A 16,459-nucleotide genomic window follows, 5' to 3' on the forward strand; every position below is an offset into this window, starting at 1 on the left:
TAATGGGTCTTAATATTGTGCTCAAGAACATCGACGATCCTGTCAATATTATCGCTTACTGCGTAGGCTGGGGGGCTGGCGTCTGGCTGGGGATTCGCATTGAAGGCTGGCTTGCGCTCGGATACACCACTCTGCAGATTGTCGTCGATTATACGGAAACGACTCTGCCGGATACCCTGCGGAACAAAGGCTACGGTGTCACCCACTGGGTGGCGGAAGGACGCGACGGTCCCCGTCTGGTCATGCAGGTGCTCGCCAAGCGTTCTCTGGAAAAAAAGCTTCTGAGCACTCTTCATGAACTTGCTCCGAAAGCTTTTGTAATCTCTTATGAACCGCGTTTTTTCCGCGGCGGTTTCTGGACGAGGAGACTGAACCCTTAACCGGTTGGTGATTCACTTTGTCTTATTCTGTTTATATAAAAGGTTACATAAGTAAATTTCACGCTGTTACTTAGAGAAAAAAGGGGTGCTGCATAGAATGATTCGTCTGGAAGGTGTTATCAAAAGGTACGACGATGGATTCGTCGCACTGAAAAATCTTAATTTAGAGTTCGCCGAAGGCCAGCTCCATGTCCTGATCGGACCAAGCGGATGCGGTAAATCCACCACGATGAAACTGATCAACCGCTTGATCAATCCCTCCGAAGGGAAGGTTACCATTAAAGGGAAGGATATTTCCCAAATGGATCCGGTCGAGCTGAGACGCAACATCGGCTATGTGATACAAAATATCGGCCTGTTCCCCCACATGACGATCGCCAAAAATGTAGCGGTTGTTCCCAAGCTTCTGAAATGGGACCAGCAGCGCATAGATACACGGGTCGATGAACTGCTTCGCTTGGTATCCCTTGACCCGGACACGTTCCGCAACCGCTATCCATCCGAGCTTAGCGGAGGACAGCAGCAGCGTATCGGCGTTATCCGCGCTCTGGCCGCGGAACCCGATGTCATTTTGATGGATGAGCCTTTCAGCGCGCTCGACCCCATCTCCCGGGAACAGCTGCAGGATGAGCTGGTACGGCTTCAACAGGATCTGAAGAAGACGATTATTTTCGTTACCCACGACATGGACGAGGCCGTGAAAATCGCGGACAACATCGTGCTTATGAAGGACGGCGAAATCGTTCAGCACGGCAGTCCGGAGCATATCCTCCGTTATCCGGCCAATGAGTTTGTCAAGTCTTTCGTCGGTAAAAAGAGGCTGCAGGCGGATACCGGATTCGAGGAAATCCCTACCGTCGATGAGGTTATGGCCGAACATCCGATCACAGCCTATCCTACACGCGGTCTTGCCGAAGCCATTAAAATCATGGAGAAAAACCGGGTCGATTCCCTCTTGATCGTGGACAGGCAGAACCGTCTGATCGGTACGACGTCCATCTTCCAGGTGCTCGACAAGTATAGGCAGGAAAATATCACACTCGCCGATATCGCCAAACCTTTTCATCATACGGTCGAGACAGGCACTTCCTTATCCGTGGCCATCCAGCTTATGAACGAGCATAACCTTCCTTATATTCCGGTTGTCCGCGAGAACAACACGTTCGCCGGGCTCGTTACAAAGGGGAGTGTAGTCCGTCATATCGCGGATGTATATACGCCGGCCGAGTCTGACGAATTTGCCGAAACGGCCGAAGCGGCGCTCCAAGCTTCAGCGGAAGACGGGACGCAAGTACCGGTCGGCGGCAGCGGAGGTGCTTAAATGGACTTCCTGAACAGCTACGGTCAATTTCTTAGCGACCGGTTGCCGGATATCCTGGTCGCTTTCCGGGAGCATCTGATCATTTCGTTCCTGTCTATCCTTTTCGGCTGTATTGTCGCCATCCCTATAGGCGTCTATTTGGCCGGAAACCGGATTAAATGGATCAATTCGCTTGTTTTCGCTTTATCGAATCTGCTCCAGACCATTCCCAGCCTGGCGCTGCTCGCTATCCTGATCCCGCTGATCGGGGTCGGTATGAAGCCGGCTATCATCGCCCTGTTCCTGTATTCCCTGATGCCTATCATGCGGAATACGTTCACGGGTTTCCAGGCGGTCAATCCGCATCTGATCGAGGCCGCAAGAGGCATGGGCTACAGCTCCATCCAGCGGTTAGTGCGCATCCAGCTTCCGCTGGCTCTTCCCTACATCATGTCCGGCGTCCGCGTGACAACGGTCTATATTATCAGCTGGGCTACACTGGCGACGCTTATCGGAGCCGGCGGTCTGGGCCAGTTGATTGTAGCGGGGATGGGCGTGAACAAGAAGGAGCTTATTTTTACGGGCGCCATTCTGGCCGTCATCTTGGCTCTGATCGCCGATTTCGTGCTGGGAGCTTTGGAAAAATGGCTCACCTCACGCACCAAAACATCAAGCGCTAAAGCAGCTTAACTTTTTTGAAGACTATCATTAAACGAGCTGAATAAAAGCTTTTCACTATAAAAAACGGCCGCGCTGTGAAGGTCGTCTAAAGGGGATTTCGAATGAAACGTGTGAGAAGACGCTTACTGGCAGCAAGCCTTCTCGCTGCGGTTGTTGTGTCAGCAAGCGGCTGCGGACGGGGAGATACCATTCTGATCGGGACGCAGACATATTCGGAGCCGAAAATTTTGGCCCAAATGTACAAGTTGCTGATCGAAGACCGCACCGACCTGAAGGTGGATGTACTCCCGGACCTTGCGTCAAGCGGAGTGATCATCGATGCCATGAAGAAGGGCGACATCCAGATGTCCACCCTTTATTCCGGCGAACTGCTCAACAAGCATTTCCCGATGGAAGACAAGAAAAGAAACCGGGAAGAAGTGCTTGCGGAAGCGCAGGCCGGTTTCGATAAATATTTTAACTTTAAATGGTTTAATCCTTACGGATTTGAAAATACGTATGCCTTTACGGTGCGCAAAGAATTGGCGGACGAGAAGGGCTGGAAGAAGATCTCGGACATTATTCCGGATGCCGGCTCTGTCAAGCTTGGCGTGGATACGACCTGGCTAGAAAGAGAAAGCGACGGGTACAAGGCATTTGCCAAACATTACGGGCTTCAATTCGGGGATACGCTTCCCATGGAGGTCGCGCTCGTTTACAGCGCCGTAGCCAGCAAAAAGGTGGATATCGTATTGGCTTATTCAACGGACGCCCGGTTAAAAGAATACAATCTGGTGACATTGGAGGACGACAAACAGTTCTTCCCTCCTTACGACGCCTCACCGGTTGTGAAAAAAGAGCTGCTGGCTGCCCATCCGGAGCTGAACGATATCATCGGACTGCTTATCGGGAAAATCGATGCCAAAACCATGATTGATTTGAACTATGAAGTTGACGTGAAAAAACGCAATGAAAAAAAAGTTGCGGAAGACTATTTAAAACAAATCGGACTGCTGAAATAAAGGTCCTGCAGGCCTTCTAAGGGGACATGAATATGGAGCTTTTCTTTCAATATGTTAGTGAAAACTGGCTGGATTTGCTGGGACTGACTTACGATCATATCGTAATGGTTCTCCTTGCCATTCTCATGGCGCTTATCGTCGGGGTGCCGCTGGGCATTTTGGCCGCGCGTTACCGCCGCCTCGGTTCCGTCATTCTTACGGCCGCGAACATCATTCAGGTGTTTCCGAGTCTGGCGCTGCTCGTGCTGCTGATGATCGTGTTCGGGCTCGGCTTCAAGACTGTCGTTATCGGCCTCTTCCTCTATTCCCTGATGCCGATCATCCGCAACACCTTTGTCGGGCTCACCCAGGTAAATCCGGCGATTACGGAAGCCGGACGTGGAGTCGGCATGAGCCAGCTTCAGCTTATGTGGAAGGTACAGCTTCCGCTGTCGCTGCCTTTCATCGCGACAGGCGTCCGGGTGGCCGCAGTCATCGCCATCGGCGTGGCTACCATCGCTCCGCTGATCGGGGGCGGAGGTCTGGGCCGGGAGATTTATTCCGGCATCAACATGGACAACTCCGCCCGTTTGTATGCGGGAGCTATCCCAGCGGCGCTTCTCGCGCTGCTGACGGATTTTGTCCTCGGTCAAGTGCAGAAGCGTATGCACATCAGCCGGTAGTGTAAATAAAAAGAACGCGGAAGACTGCCTGTGCAGCCGCCGCGTTCTTTTTATTTGTCGGAGGGGCGCGGTCGCCGCCCCATAAATCGGCTGTACCGCACCCCGCTTTGGGGGAGCAGCAACCGCCTATCGTCGTACTCACAATGCGCATCGCGTTGGAACACCGGTTGCGACGCCGAGCACCGCGCGCCGGGAGCTTCGCGCGGTACGCGCTCGTATTCACGTAACGAACGAGAAGGTTCTGCGCTGAAAACAAAAAAGCCGAAAGGGCCCATTCGGGCTTCTTTCGGCTTCGCGCTTGTTATTTCGCCTGCCATACCTGCGGCTCGGATTTACCGCTGTAGTACTCGATACGGCCGGGGACAATCTTCAGAATAACATACTCCGGATCGTGCGGACCGTCAAACCATTCCTTGAAGTCGTCGCGCCATACTTTTTCCCGCAAGCTTTCATCCGTACTCACGCTGCCTGTCGCTTCGATTTGAAGAATATCGGAAGAAGATTTGCCGTCAAAGCCCACAAGAATATGTACATGGGGATTGTCCCGCAGCTCTTCCACCTTATCGGTTTTACGGTTTGTCGCCAGATAAATCGTCAGCTCATCGTGAAATAAAGCCATGTAGCGTACACGCGGTTTCCCGTTCTCAACAGTACCGAACGAGCAGAACTCGTTTTTATCCAGAACGCTTACGATCTGCTGTTCCAAAGACAGATTCGACATGCTCTCTCCAGCTCCTTTCGGGTAAACACGTTTCTCTTTCTATTTTTAGATTACCCGAAATGATGAAGCTCCAAACGAAGGAGAGCCGCTTTGGACAAGCGTGCCTATTCGACTTTTCCCGCCTCATCGGTCACGGCGAAATTGTAGTTCACGGAACGTGTAAAAGGTTCCTGCCGCTCGTTCACTCCGTTGATGTCGAATGAGATATTATAGACCCCGGGCTCCGTCGGCGCTTTGAAGTTCAAGAGGACTTCATTCTTCGCGGTTTGCAGATTAACTTCTCCCGCTTGCTGGAGGCTTTTCACCTTTCCTTTGCCTCCGGAACGGGTCAGCTTCGCCTTCTTCGCTTGAGTGTCTTCCAGCTTACCCGCTCCGTCGAACGAAACGGCAATTTGCGCATTCTCACCTTGTTTATATTGTTTGCGGGCGTTCTTGATTTGTCCTTTTACACGGCCTTCCGGTTGAGCCAGCATAAAGTATGCGTCCCCTTCTCCCGACAGCTCCAGGGTCCAGTTCCCCTTCTCCGGGTTCTCGAGCGTCAGCGTATGATGAACGGCATCGGAGAACAGAACGGCATCGTCTTTCTCCGCACTTTTGGCCGGGTTAAGCGGGATCTTTTTGCCGGATGGGCTTGTCAATGTGACTTGCGTCGTTTCTTTAGCCGTCAACACATCCAGTGAGATCGTGCCGAGACCGCTTTCAAGCGGGAACACCTCTTTTGCGGATCCTTTGGTGAGACTGCCCCCTTTCATAATGAAAGAAGAATTCTCGGAAACCGCAGGAGCTTCTTGGGGGGCCGCGGAGAGGTTCTCTTCTTGAAGCGCCGCCGCTGCAGCCTTCGTTTTGCCGAGTGCCAGTTTAGGCTGAACCAGGCTCCAAGTCTGGGAAGCCGTCGTCATCGCGCTGTGAGAGATGTTTTTTGTAAAGCTTTTAATGCCGTAAGGCAATCCGAGCGCGGAGTCTACGCTGACCGCACCGTCATCCTCACCCGGAAGAACCGCATGAGCGAACCAGTAGGCAGTGAACCAGCCGTCATCGCCTTCTCCGCCGGACATGTAGGTCTTAGTAGCGGAGACTCCGGGCTTGCTGTCTGTCTGTGTCCGGAAATTGGCCATGTAGGAAGTTTGCAGCGAATAGACCGCATCATCTTTCTTGCCGAGAATGTCGGCCAGCCAGCTTGTCCAGTCGCTGTAAGCCATGTCAGCCAGCTCGGAGCCCTTATTCGGCGTAGAAAGCTGATGAACGACGTTCACGTACGGCGCGGCGCCGTAATGCAGGAGAGCGGCTTGCGTGTCGATTCCGCCCTTGGAGTGAGCGATGATGTTAATTTGGGAGACACCATAATAGTTGGCGACCTTCTTGATGACCTCGGCCAGCTTCGGACCGTTGGTCCACATGTCTCCGCCCGTACCGTCCGCATCTTTCAGTTGTACGAAAGCCGTGCGGTACCCGGCCTTATAAGCCGCTTCGTAGTATCCGTCCGTTTTGAGCCAGGTGTTATAATTCGAATGAAGACCTTGAACGAAAAGAATCACGGGCTTGTCATTGGAAGCCTGCGGCGGCACCGCTCCCGTGTACCAGTCCCCGAAATTACCGGACGGGTTGTCGTCATGCAGAGCCGGAGCCGGAGGCTGAGCGGCTTGGACCACCGAAGAACACGCAAGAACGGCGGAAAGACCTAACAAGGGGATCATACGGGTACGAACTTTTTGAATCATTTAATTCCCTCCTCTGAATGGATAATAGCTTACTCCACCATTATATGGAAGAAATTACAATTCAGCATTAGCTGGATGTTAATTTTAGGAAAATAAAATAAAAAACCGGAACTATTTCCGGACTAAAGTGATTCTAACCCACCTATTTGACCGTTCGCCAACACAAATCTCCTTTTTCAGACTTCCTCTCCTATTTAAAAAGGAACTGTTCATCGACATTGGCTCCTTACTGCGCCCGGCCGGCGGTATATCTGTCTTTATTTCCGAAGCTTCCGGCCTTTCGACATCCGCATGATGCACTTGATCCTTTGTCGATGAATCATCCGGCACAAATAGACACCCGTCTCACGGTTCGATATTTCTCGGGAAATATTTCTAAAAAAATAAGAGACCCCGCTGTATTCAGCAAGGTCTCTTATTTAATGAGGTATGCGGTCGGAGGGATTTGAACCCTCACGCCCATTGGGCACTACCCCCTCAAGATAGCGTGTCTGCCGTTCCACCACGACCGCATGTGAGGTAAAGAATGTGAGCCATGAAGGACTCGAACCTTCGACACCCTGATTAAAAGTCAGGTGCTCTACCAACTGAGCTAATGGCTCTCATGGTGACCCGTAGGGGATTCGAACCCCTGTTACCTCCGTGAAAGGGAGGTGTCTTAACCCCTTGACCAACGGGCCATGTCAACTCTTAGAACATGATGTCGTTTTTGACGACAAGTGTTATTATAGCTTAACCTTTTCAAAATGACAAGCCTAATTTGCAATGAATTTTCTGGCACAAAATCGTTTTGCCCGGCACCCGTGCCGCTTGCGCAAAGGCCCTTAAAAAGCAAAAAAGCCGCTGTATCTAAGCGACTTTCTTCACAATACTTAATGGCGGAGAGAGAGGGATTCGAACCCTCGCACCACTTACGCAGTCTAACCCCTTAGCAGAGGGTCCCCTTGAGCCACTTGGGTATCTCTCCAGATATGGCTCCCCGAACAGGACTCGAACCTGTGACAACTCGATTAACAGTCGAGTGCTCTACCAACTGAGCTATCAGGGAAAGACAATAATTAATTTATCATGAACGTTTGGGAAAGTCAAGCGTGTAAAGTTCCAGCTTTCCCCGGCATTTTCCGCACGAGTATTTACGAACATCCATCTTTCTTTTCCGGTAGTATTCGGTGCCGCAGGCCACGCACTGGAGCTTGTACTTGTAAGGCGCCGGTTCCTTGCGCTGAGGCAAAGCCCGGCAAAATCGCGTCCCGCCCACTTGCTTGAGCAGAAGTTTAAAGTCGGCATCCCGGTGCTGATAGCCTCTTCTCTGCAAATGGAGATGATAGTGGCACAGCTCGTGCTTAATGATTTTTTCGACATCATCCCTGCCGTAAGTCTCCCATTGGTGCCAACTGATCTCGATATCGTGTGACTTCGTAAAATACCGGCCGCCCGTGGCACGAAGCCTGCGGTTAAACCGCGCACGGTGACGAAACGGCCATCCGAACGCCTGCAGAGAAATCTGCTCCACCCACTCCTGAAGCTGCCCGTCGTCCATAGCAAGCGACTCCTTTCCCCGCTTCGGCACGGGATTTCCCGTATGCTCCCGCGGATAAGTCTCTCTTGAATTTGTACCTAATGAAGGGCTATACTGTCAAGTAGAAAACGAGAACGTGATGCGCGAGAGGAGCACCGCCGCTATGCCGACCAGCGTTATGAAATATGCCATATTGAAACTGAAAGACCAGCTCGAATTTGTCGAAATGCCCGCTACGCACATGTACCAGCTTACGGCCCTGAACGGCCGGCTGCACAAAGAAATCGAGAAGCTGACCGCACATAATGTGCCAGAACTGCCGGTCGTCATCGCCGAATGCGACAACCTGGAGCCGGTAGGTACCGCGTATGCGGTAACAGGAGGTCTCCATTACATCAATAAGCTGGAAGCATCCTTTGCTTCCATTCAGGAATCCGCCTACCCGCTCGTATCGCTGCTCACCGAAATCCGGGCGCTGCAGGCCCAACTGGAGCAATGGTACGAAGAGTACGAGGAAGATCAGCAGTAAATCTCCGCTTTTCCGATAAAAAAAGGTGCAGGACCTGCACGCCGGCCGCCACTTCCCCATATGCTGTAAGTAGTCAGTCAGGAAGGGGATGGCGTTATGCCGCAATGGCTCTGCAACCAGCTGATGCGAGCGTTTCAGAACAAAAACCCTCGGCAGATTCGTTTACTTAACGACAGTTGGTTTTTTTACCGGACACGGAGATCACCCGACGAGCTGTCGGAATCCTTTGAAAAAAGCAGGTAGCTCCGCATAGGCGGAATTACCTGCTTTTTTTGTGACGACTCCAGGCCGTTAAGGCAGACGGGCGTCCAGGACCCGGCCGATCTGCTCGTTGATTTTGCCGACATCCGGCTGCGGAGCCGGGCGATCGGCTAACGTGTACTTGTATTTCAGCTTCAGAATCCGGTAAACGCTCTCGTCGATTCTCCGCTCCGAGAGAACACCGGTTTCGGCGGCCTGCTTCAGCGCTTTTACGACACGGACCGTGTTGTCGAATTCATGACAGACGAGGGCTACGTCCGTGCCTGCTCTCACCGCTTGAACGGCCGCCTCTCCGATTCCGTAGCTTTTGACGATGGCACCCATCGTCAGATCGTCCGTGAACACGACACCGCCGAAATTCAGCTCTTTGCGCAGCAAATCGGTGATGACCGCCGGGGATAAGGAAGCCGGATAGGTGGAATCCAGCTTCGGAAGCAGAATGTGCGCAACCATGACCGCATCCGCCCCGCTTTGGAAGGCTTTGATGAAAGGGACGAGCTCAAAAGAACGCAAACGGCTCGCATCGTGCTCCACGACAGGCAGCCCGATATGGGAATCTACCGCGGTATCGCCATGTCCCGGGAAATGTTTCACGACGGGAATCACCTTCTGCGCGGCGATGGCTTTCATCATCTCGACGCCGAGATTGCCTACAAGCTCGGGCGTCGACCCGAAAGAACGGTCCCCGATGACCGGATTATTCGGGTTGCTGTTGATGTCGAGCACCGGAGCGAAATTCGTGTTAAATCCCAGGGTGGCCACTTCCCGGGCCAGAATATCCCCGATCTCCGCAGCGAAACGCAGGTTCTTCGTACTGCCGATCACCTGGCTCGCGGGTACGTTCATATACTCGTCCGGCATGCGGCTGACGCGTCCGCCTTCCTCGTCCACGCTCAGCATAAGCGGTATTTTGCTGCCCGTACGGGCATTCTCTTCTTTCAGCGAATTCAGGAGGGCTGACGCCTGCGCCGCGCTTTTTACGTTCGGCTTGAATAAAATGAAGCCTCCGACCTTATAGGTATCTATCAGCTGCCGCGCGTGCTCGTCCATCTCCAATCCGTCGACTCCGCTGATGACCATCTGCCCGATTTTCTGATCCAGCGTCATCCTCGCAATCTGATCCTTCAGCGGGTCCTCGACCGTAGGCATCGGACTCGGCTCCTTGCTGCCGCTGTGACTTTTGCCCGGACCTGCTTGCGGTCCCGATGTGCTGCAGCCGGCCAAAATGAACAGCAGTACGGCAAGCGCCAGCGTTCCTCCCTTACGTAACCATGTGTGAAGCATGGACCTTCCCTCCGCTCTGATTGCCTGCCGGATTCCAGCGGCAGCTATCTTTTCTGTTTTTGCCCATTCGGATAAGAGTTATTCCTGCCCTGCCTGATCGAGATGCCAGGACTCCGCTGAGGTGCGGAATTCAGAGTAAAAAAGAAAACCTCAAGCTCTTTTGGGATCTTGAGGTTCTTTATGGCCGATTCCTTTTATTGCGGCTGTTTCATCGTCAGGCCGACACGGCCCTTCTTCACATCTACGTTCAATACCCAGACCGTTACGTTGTCACCGACGGATACCACATCCATCGGATGTTTCACGAACTTGTCGCTGAGCTGGGAAATATGGACAAGACCGTCGCTTTTGATGCCGATATCGACAAAAGCGCCGAAATCGATCACGTTGCGCACGGTACCCTGAAGCTCCATCTCCGGCTTCAGATCTTCGATCTGCAGGACATCGGTCCGGAAGATCGGCGTCCCGAGTTCCTCGCGGGGATCGCGGCCCGGACGCTGCAGGCTGTCCAGGATGTCGCGCAGCGTAGGAACGCCGATGCCGAGCTTGGGTGCAAGCTCTTCGGGCTCCTGGCGCTGAAGCAGTTCCTTGAGCTGCTGGGAGCCGATCCCGGCAAGCTCGACTCTCAGCTCGGCCAGCAGCTTGTCCACCACGTCGTATGTCTCGGGGTGGATCGGCGTGTTGTCGAGCGGGTTGCCGCTTCCGGGTACCCGGAGGAAGCCGATGCACTGCTCGAACGTTTTCGCGCCGAGGCGGGGAACCTTCTGCAGCTCTTTGCGGCTGCCGAACTTCCCGTTCTCCTCGCGGAACTTCACGATATTCTTCGCGATCGTGCTGTTGATTCCGGAGACGTAAGAAAGCAGGGACGGCGATGCCGTGTTCACGTCGACACCGACATGGTTAACGGCGGATTCGACAACCGCTTTGAGGCTCTCGTCGAGATGCTTCTGCGAGACGTCGTGCTGGTATTGGCCGACGCCGATCGCCTTCGGCTCGATTTTGACAAGCTCCGCGAGGGGGTCCTGCAGGCGGCGCGCAATCGAGATGGCGCTACGCTCCGCCACGTCGAGATTCGGGAACTCCGTCTGAGCAAGCTTCGATGCGGAGTACACGCTTGCGCCAGCCTCGTTCACGATGAGGTACTGGAGCTTGCGCGCTTTAAGTTCGGCGATCAGATCCGCCACGAACTGCTCGGTTTCGCGCGAAGCGGTACCGTTGCCGATGACGATGAGGCTGACATTGTACGTGTCGATCAGGCGCTTGAAAGCGGCCTTCGCTTCCGCGACTTTGTTGTTCGGCGGCGTCGGGTACGTCACCGTGACCTCCAGCATCTTGCCCGTCTCATCCACGACGGCCAGCTTGCAGCCGGTCCGGTAAGCCGGGTCGACGCCGAGCACGGTTTGGCCCTTAACGGGCGCCTGGAGAAGCAGATTCCGCAGATTGCCGGCGAAAATCTGGATCGCGTGCGTCTCCGCCCGTTCCGTCAGCTCTCCGCGGACTTCGCGCTCGATGGATGGCGCGATCAGACGCTTGTAGGCATCTTCCACAGCCGATTGCAGCGCGTCGCGCGTCACGGACGGCCCCTGGATGACCTGGCGGCCGATGAATTCGTGGATCCGCTCAACGGGAACGTCGAGCGCCACTTTCAGCACGTCCTCGCGCTCACCGCGGTTAATCGCCAGCGTGCGGTGCGGCGGCATTTTTTTCAGCGGTTCCTGGTAGCTGTAGTACATCTCGTAAACGGACTCTTCTTCCTGCTTCTTCGCTTCCGTACGCAGAATCCCGTTGTCGTGCGTAAATTTGCGGACCCAAGCCCGGATTTTCGCATCGTCCGCGAGCTGCTCGGCGACGATATCCCGCGCGCCTTGAAGAGCTTCTTCGGCGGTGGCGACGCCTTTGTCTTCACGGACATACTTCTCGGCTTCTTCCTGAAGAGAACCTTTCTGAGGCTGTTTCAGTATAAATTTCGCCAGCGGCTCCAGCCCTTTTTCCTTCGCGACGCTCGCGCGTGTTTTGCGTTTCTGACGGTATGGACGGTACAAGTCCTCCAGCTCCTGGAGCTTTACCGCTTTTTCAATGGAAGCCTGGAGCTCGCCAGTGAGCTTGTCCTGCTCGTCGATAAGACGCAGTACTTCCAGCTTGCGGTCTTCCAGGTTACGGAGGTAATTCAGCCGCTCCTCGATATCCCGCAGGAAATTCTCGTCGAGTTCTCCCGTCATTTCCTTCCGGTACCGCGCGATAAACGGGATGGTGTTGCCTTCATCCAAGAGATTTACGGTCGTTTGAACCTGGGAAGCCTTGAGCTGAAGCTCGCCGGCGATTTGTTTGACGATCCGGGCAGCCGTAGCCGCCGTTTTTTCCTCGGTCCGTTCGTAGCTCTTAGGTGCTTGCTGCTTGTCTGCGTGCTGGACATCCGTGTTTGCCATCGTTATTCCCCCATGCGTTTTGTAGCTTTCTTCCGGGCAGATTGTGCTCGACCCGATCCTTCCCCCGAAAACATCTCGATCTCCGCCGCATTCGCGTGCCCGGACCTTGTTTCCGTGCCGACCTTTGTAAAAGAAACGAAAAAACGAGGGCTGTTAGGGCCCCTCGCTCCTCATTTCATCGCTAAAAATCAATCAGTCCCACGCTGACCTGCAGCGCTTCGTCCACCTTGCGCATTGATTCTTCATCCAGATGCGTAATTTTGTCGGTCAGCCGCTGTTTGTCGATCGTACGGATCTGTTCCAGCAAAATGACGGAGTCCCGGTCAAAACCGTGCGTTTCCGCATCGATTTCCACGTGCGTCGGTAGCTTCGCTTTCTGAATCTGCGCCGTAATTGCGGCGACGATGACCGTCGGGCTGAAGCGATTGCCGATGTCGTTCTGGATAATCAGCACCGGACGGACGCCGCCCTGTTCGGAACCGACAACCGGTGAAAGATCTGCGAAGTACACATCGCCACGTTTTACAATCAAATTATTACACCCCGCTTACTAAGCGTACCAGCGTATTGTCCGCCTCTTCCTCCGCTTGAAAAGCTTCGTCCGCTATCGTTAGGTTGATTTTAGCCATCTCCATGTAGCCTTTCTGCATGGACTCGCGAAGGCTGCGTTTTTTGCGTTCAAGCAAGTACAGCTTCATGGCCTGGCGAATAAACTCGCTTCGGTTGGAGTTCTCCTTCTCCACAATGCCGTCGACCTCCTGTAATAGGTTGTCTGGCAAACTGATCATGATCCTCTTCGTGTTATGAGCATTATTCACCGATTTCGCACCCCCAAGAAACATCCGAAAACACTTTACTACCATTATGTCGATGCAGTAGTAAATTTATACTACTTCAGTATATATGCGTGTGGTATATCATTTATGCCATACGCATCGTCAAGCTCCCTTGTAATCTATTCGAGGGCATACCCTGAAATCCTGTTTTTCCTTCGTGAAAAATTGTGGAATTTTGATTAAGTCCTGTCGATCCGTTAAAAAAGATGTCTGAACAGGGAGTTGACCGCCTTCACTCTGCGGCCGCCGCTTACGTAAACGCGGGGAACCCGGTGAGAGATCATGCAGGTTATTTCGTAATTAATCGTGCCCAGCTTAGCGGCGATTTCCTCCGCGGTTATGCGTTCTCCGCCCTGCTCGCCGAGCAGAACGACCTCGTCACCGAATGCCGCTTCCGGAATATCGCTCGTACTCAGCATACATTGATCCATACAGATCCGGCCTACGACCGGAGCTCTTCTGCCGCGGACCAGTCCTTCCGCTTTCCCCGTCAGCAGACGCGAGAAGCCGTCGGCATAGCCGATCGGCAGTGTGGCGATCCGTTCATCGCCTTGCGTGTGATAAATGGTGCCGTAGCTGACGCCCGATCCGGGTGGAAGAGTCTTCAGATGGACGATCCCCGTTTTGAGGCTCAGTACGGGTTTCAGTCTGATCTGCTCTTTGTTTACCTCTTCGGAAGGATACAGGCCGTACATTGCAATGCCCAGACGTACCATGTTGTAAGTAAGTTCGGGCAGATCAATGGCAGTCGCGCTGTTGCCGGCGTGAACAAAAGGAAAACGGGCTCCAGGCAGCTCACCGGCCTTCCGGACGATCCCGGCGAATTTCGCGTGCTGTTCGTACGTATAAGCTTTGTCGCTTTCATCCGCATTGGCATAGTGGGTAAACAGCCCCTCGACCCGGATTCCCCGAGTCTGCAGCGCTCTCGCGATAAACGCGACGGCTTCGTCCTCGTCGTGCAGGCCGATCCGTCCCATGCCGCTGTCGATTTTGATATGAATGTTAAGCGGCGGTTTGTTCCCGCCCGCTGCGGCGTCACGCTGCGCGTACCCGGAAGCCGCTTCAAGCAGTTCTTCCGTATAAACGGTCAGCGTAATGTCGTGTTCCAGCGCAAGTCCGATCCCTTCCGGCGGCGTGTAGCCCAGAACCAGGATAGGCGCCGTGATGCCGGCGTTCCTCAGCTCCATCGCTTCGTCGAGAAAAGCTACAGCCAGATAGGTCGCGCCGCATTCCATTGCCACTTTCGAAACCTCTACGGCACCATGGCCGTAGGCATCGGCTTTCAGAACCGTCATCATGTGTACGCTTCCCGGCAGCATGCGCCTGAAAGTTTCCAGGTTGCTGCGGAGCGCATCCAATGAAATTTCCACGTAAGTCGGACGGTAAAAAGCATCCACGTCAAAGTTCACCTTCTTCAAGACTGTACACGGGACAAGGGAGATCCCGAATAAACAGGGTCTCCCTTCCCTAATTGGCCGGCACTTCCGCCGTCCTCCGATACACCCATGTTAAAGGCTCCGCTGGATGAAGTCAATGCATTGTTCCGGGCAAAATTCCCCAATCCATGGGGCTTTGCGGGTTATTTGCCCGCTTCTTCGGCAACGGACTGGGCGATTTTGACAAGCTCGTCGTGCGGCAGGTCGGCGGTCGCCAGCCGGAATTCGATGCCGTCGTACGTCCACGTCAGCGTCTTCTTCTCGTCGCCGGTGACCACGCCGAGCGTGTAGCCCAGGTCGACGATATCGCCGGGCAGCACGGATACGGTCTGCGTCTGCGGCGCTACCTCGAGCAGCGTGTAGTTGTAGGTCCCCTGGTAGCGGACCATGATGCCCGTGTTCTCGCCGAGCTTCACATCCCGGATGTCCTGCTGCGCGACACCCTTGGGCATGTAGGACGGCTCGATGAGGCCGAAGCCCGCGCTGCTGTTGGCCGCGGCGGTTTTGTCCGCGCCGGCCGCACCGGTCGCGGCAGTGCCCGCCGCTGCGGGCGCCGGCTGCTTGGCGCCGGTGCCGCCGGCGGAGGCTGCGCCGCCCGCAGGGACGCCTGGCGCAGCGGGCGTCTTGCCCGCGTCAGCCGCTGCGCCGCCGGAACCCGCCGCCGCGGCCGGAGGCTTCGCGGAGCCGTCCGCGGCTTTGCCCGGCGACGCGGCCGGGGCTTTGCCGCCGTCGGCGGTCGCGGTGGCGCTTGCGCCGCTCGCTGGAGCGCCGGCAGCCGCGTCCTTGCCGGCGGCGCCTGCCGCGTTCGGCGCTTTCCCGGCTGCGGCCGATTTGCCGTCCGGGGATGCTGCGCCCGCGGCCGGCTGGGTTACCGCGCCGGAGACAGGCGCGTCCTTATCCAGCGATTTCAGATCCCAGCTGGTCATGTTGCGCTGCATGTCGAAGCTGTCTTTTTCCAGCTTTTTTCCAAACTCAAACTGGGTGAAATCAAGCTTAACGAGTACGTTCGAGCTGCTGTCGGAAACTTCGACCTTCTGCGGCGCGAGGCTTTTTTGATCCAGCCATATCTTCTGTCTCGCCATCTGCCCGCTGTTGGCATAATTCGCCGCCACGTCGAAGACATACGAATTGCCGTCTTTCGTAAACTGACGCTCCGTGTCCAGCAGAATGCTTTGAGCCAAGGACTGGAACAGGTAGACCTGACCCTGATTCTCCGGCCAGTCGCTCTGGAACCGGAAGCTTTTATGCAGATGAGGCGTCAAAACAAAAACCCCGTCATCGTTTCGCAGCACAACCTGCGTGATGTCTTTTTTCTCATTGGTCAAGGAAATGCGGTAATAATGCGGCTGCTGGTACCACACTTCCACCTGGTATTCCTGCGGTTCCTGCCCGGTTTGAAGAACCATGCGTCCCGTGCCCTGATAACTTTCGAGCTTGCCGATCACATGATCCAAATCTTTTACTACCGATCCTGCATCCTTTTTTCCACAACCGGCCAGAAGCAATGCTGCACTCATCACGATGGCGAGTATCCATGTGACCCGACGCATGTCATCATCCCCTCATCCTTAAGTAAAATGTACTGATACATGTCTATGAAGGGACTTGGCCGATTATGCGGACTAGTTTGACAAGCCGTGATCCTGTCCTTGGCCGGTCTTGGTTTTTTTTGGGGGGAATCCTGCACCGGAACGGGGGAAGTTTG

The 16,459-nt window shown here is 54.5% G+C and carries 16 protein-coding genes and 5 tRNA genes (1 of these 21 only partly in view); 7 read left to right on the forward strand and 14 right to left on the reverse strand.

Annotated elements, in window-relative coordinates:
- The 5 genes from AC2TF6_RS24945 to AC2TF6_RS24965 all read left to right on the forward strand — a co-directional run.
- Positions 1-380, forward strand: the 3' portion of a protein-coding gene (locus tag AC2TF6_RS24945) for a DUF2179 domain-containing protein (RefSeq protein ID WP_009675179.1). The gene continues 142 nt to the left of window position 1, outside the view; 380 of the gene's 522 nt are visible here — the last part of the coding sequence; its start codon lies off the left edge, out of view; the stop codon is at positions 378-380.
- 97 nt (positions 381-477) lie between these two features.
- Entirely contained in the window at positions 478-1,701 is a 1,224-nt protein-coding gene (locus AC2TF6_RS24950; RefSeq protein ID WP_491308959.1) for an ABC transporter ATP-binding protein, read from the forward strand.
- Positions 1,702-2,370: an ABC transporter permease gene (locus tag AC2TF6_RS24955; RefSeq protein WP_009675169.1), complete on the forward strand. Its 669-nt coding sequence runs from the start codon at positions 1,702-1,704 to the stop codon at positions 2,368-2,370.
- Positions 2,371-2,462: 92 nt separating this feature from the next.
- Positions 2,463-3,362: a glycine betaine ABC transporter substrate-binding protein gene (locus AC2TF6_RS24960; RefSeq protein WP_491308960.1), complete on the forward strand. Its 900-nt coding sequence runs from the start codon at positions 2,463-2,465 to the stop codon at positions 3,360-3,362.
- Between the two features lie 32 nt (positions 3,363-3,394).
- Positions 3,395-4,024, forward strand: coding sequence for an ABC transporter permease (locus tag AC2TF6_RS24965; RefSeq protein ID WP_009675182.1), 630 nt, complete (start codon positions 3,395-3,397; stop codon positions 4,022-4,024).
- Positions 4,025-4,325: 301 nt separating this feature from the next.
- Here AC2TF6_RS24965 and AC2TF6_RS24970 read toward each other — a convergent pair whose 3' ends face one another.
- The 8 genes from AC2TF6_RS24970 to AC2TF6_RS25005 all read right to left on the reverse strand — a co-directional run bounded on the left by AC2TF6_RS24970 (position 4,326) and on the right by AC2TF6_RS25005 (position 8,003).
- Entirely contained in the window at positions 4,326-4,745 is a 420-nt protein-coding gene (locus tag AC2TF6_RS24970; protein WP_491308961.1) for a pyridoxamine 5'-phosphate oxidase family protein, read from the reverse strand.
- A 104-nt stretch (positions 4,746-4,849) separates the two neighbouring features.
- Positions 4,850-6,463 (reverse strand): alpha/beta hydrolase, encoded by a 1,614-nt coding sequence (locus tag AC2TF6_RS24975; RefSeq protein ID WP_491308962.1) that lies wholly within the window; start codon positions 6,461-6,463, stop codon positions 4,850-4,852.
- 430 nt (positions 6,464-6,893) lie between these two features.
- Positions 6,894-6,975: transfer RNA gene (locus tag AC2TF6_RS24980), tRNA-Leu, on the reverse strand.
- Between the two features lie 17 nt (positions 6,976-6,992).
- Positions 6,993-7,065, reverse strand: a tRNA-Lys gene (locus tag AC2TF6_RS24985).
- A 3-nt stretch (positions 7,066-7,068) separates the two neighbouring features.
- Positions 7,069-7,143, reverse strand: a tRNA-Glu gene (locus AC2TF6_RS24990).
- Between the two features lie 196 nt (positions 7,144-7,339).
- A tRNA-Ser gene (locus AC2TF6_RS24995) sits at positions 7,340-7,430 on the reverse strand.
- 5 nt (positions 7,431-7,435) lie between these two features.
- Positions 7,436-7,511 (reverse strand) — tRNA-Asn (locus tag AC2TF6_RS25000).
- An 18-nt stretch (positions 7,512-7,529) separates the two neighbouring features.
- Positions 7,530-8,003 (reverse strand): SprT family protein, encoded by a 474-nt coding sequence (locus AC2TF6_RS25005; protein ID WP_491308963.1) that lies wholly within the window; start codon positions 8,001-8,003, stop codon positions 7,530-7,532.
- Positions 8,004-8,145: 142 nt separating this feature from the next.
- On the opposite strand from AC2TF6_RS25005, the gene AC2TF6_RS25010 reads away from it, so the two are divergent.
- Positions 8,146-8,511, forward strand: coding sequence for a hydrolase/acyltransferase (locus AC2TF6_RS25010; protein WP_491308964.1), 366 nt, complete (start codon positions 8,146-8,148; stop codon positions 8,509-8,511).
- Between the two features lie 96 nt (positions 8,512-8,607).
- Positions 8,608-8,754, forward strand: a complete 147-nt coding sequence (cmpA, locus tag AC2TF6_RS25015; protein ID WP_491308965.1) for a cortex morphogenetic protein CmpA — start codon at positions 8,608-8,610, stop codon at positions 8,752-8,754.
- A 48-nt stretch (positions 8,755-8,802) separates the two neighbouring features.
- On the opposite strand, the gene nagZ is transcribed toward cmpA, so the two are convergent.
- The 6 genes from nagZ to AC2TF6_RS25045 form a co-directional block, all read right to left on the reverse strand.
- A complete protein-coding gene (gene nagZ / locus AC2TF6_RS25020; protein ID WP_491308966.1) occupies positions 8,803-10,056 on the reverse strand; it encodes a beta-N-acetylhexosaminidase in 1,254 nt (417 codons plus the stop codon).
- A 194-nt stretch (positions 10,057-10,250) separates the two neighbouring features.
- Positions 10,251-12,482 (reverse strand): Tex family protein, encoded by a 2,232-nt coding sequence (locus AC2TF6_RS25025; protein WP_491308967.1) that lies wholly within the window; start codon positions 12,480-12,482, stop codon positions 10,251-10,253.
- A gap of 181 nt (positions 12,483-12,663) precedes the next feature.
- Entirely contained in the window at positions 12,664-13,014 is a 351-nt protein-coding gene (locus AC2TF6_RS25030) for a type II toxin-antitoxin system PemK/MazF family toxin (RefSeq protein WP_009675190.1), read from the reverse strand.
- A gap of 4 nt (positions 13,015-13,018) precedes the next feature.
- The gene (locus AC2TF6_RS25035; protein WP_036740450.1) at positions 13,019-13,300 is read right to left on the reverse strand and encodes a CopG family ribbon-helix-helix protein; all 282 of its coding nucleotides are present in this window, start codon (positions 13,298-13,300) and stop codon (positions 13,019-13,021) included.
- A 215-nt stretch (positions 13,301-13,515) separates the two neighbouring features.
- On the reverse strand, positions 13,516-14,715 hold the full coding sequence (alr, locus tag AC2TF6_RS25040; protein WP_491308968.1) for an alanine racemase: 1,200 nt from the start codon (positions 14,713-14,715) through the stop codon (positions 13,516-13,518).
- Between the two features lie 182 nt (positions 14,716-14,897).
- Positions 14,898-16,304: a DUF4367 domain-containing protein gene (locus tag AC2TF6_RS25045; protein ID WP_491308969.1), complete on the reverse strand. Its 1,407-nt coding sequence runs from the start codon at positions 16,302-16,304 to the stop codon at positions 14,898-14,900.
- Positions 16,305-16,459 lie beyond the last annotated feature (155 nt).

The sequence above is a fragment of the Paenibacillus sp. JNUCC 35 genome (assembly GCF_058269095.1).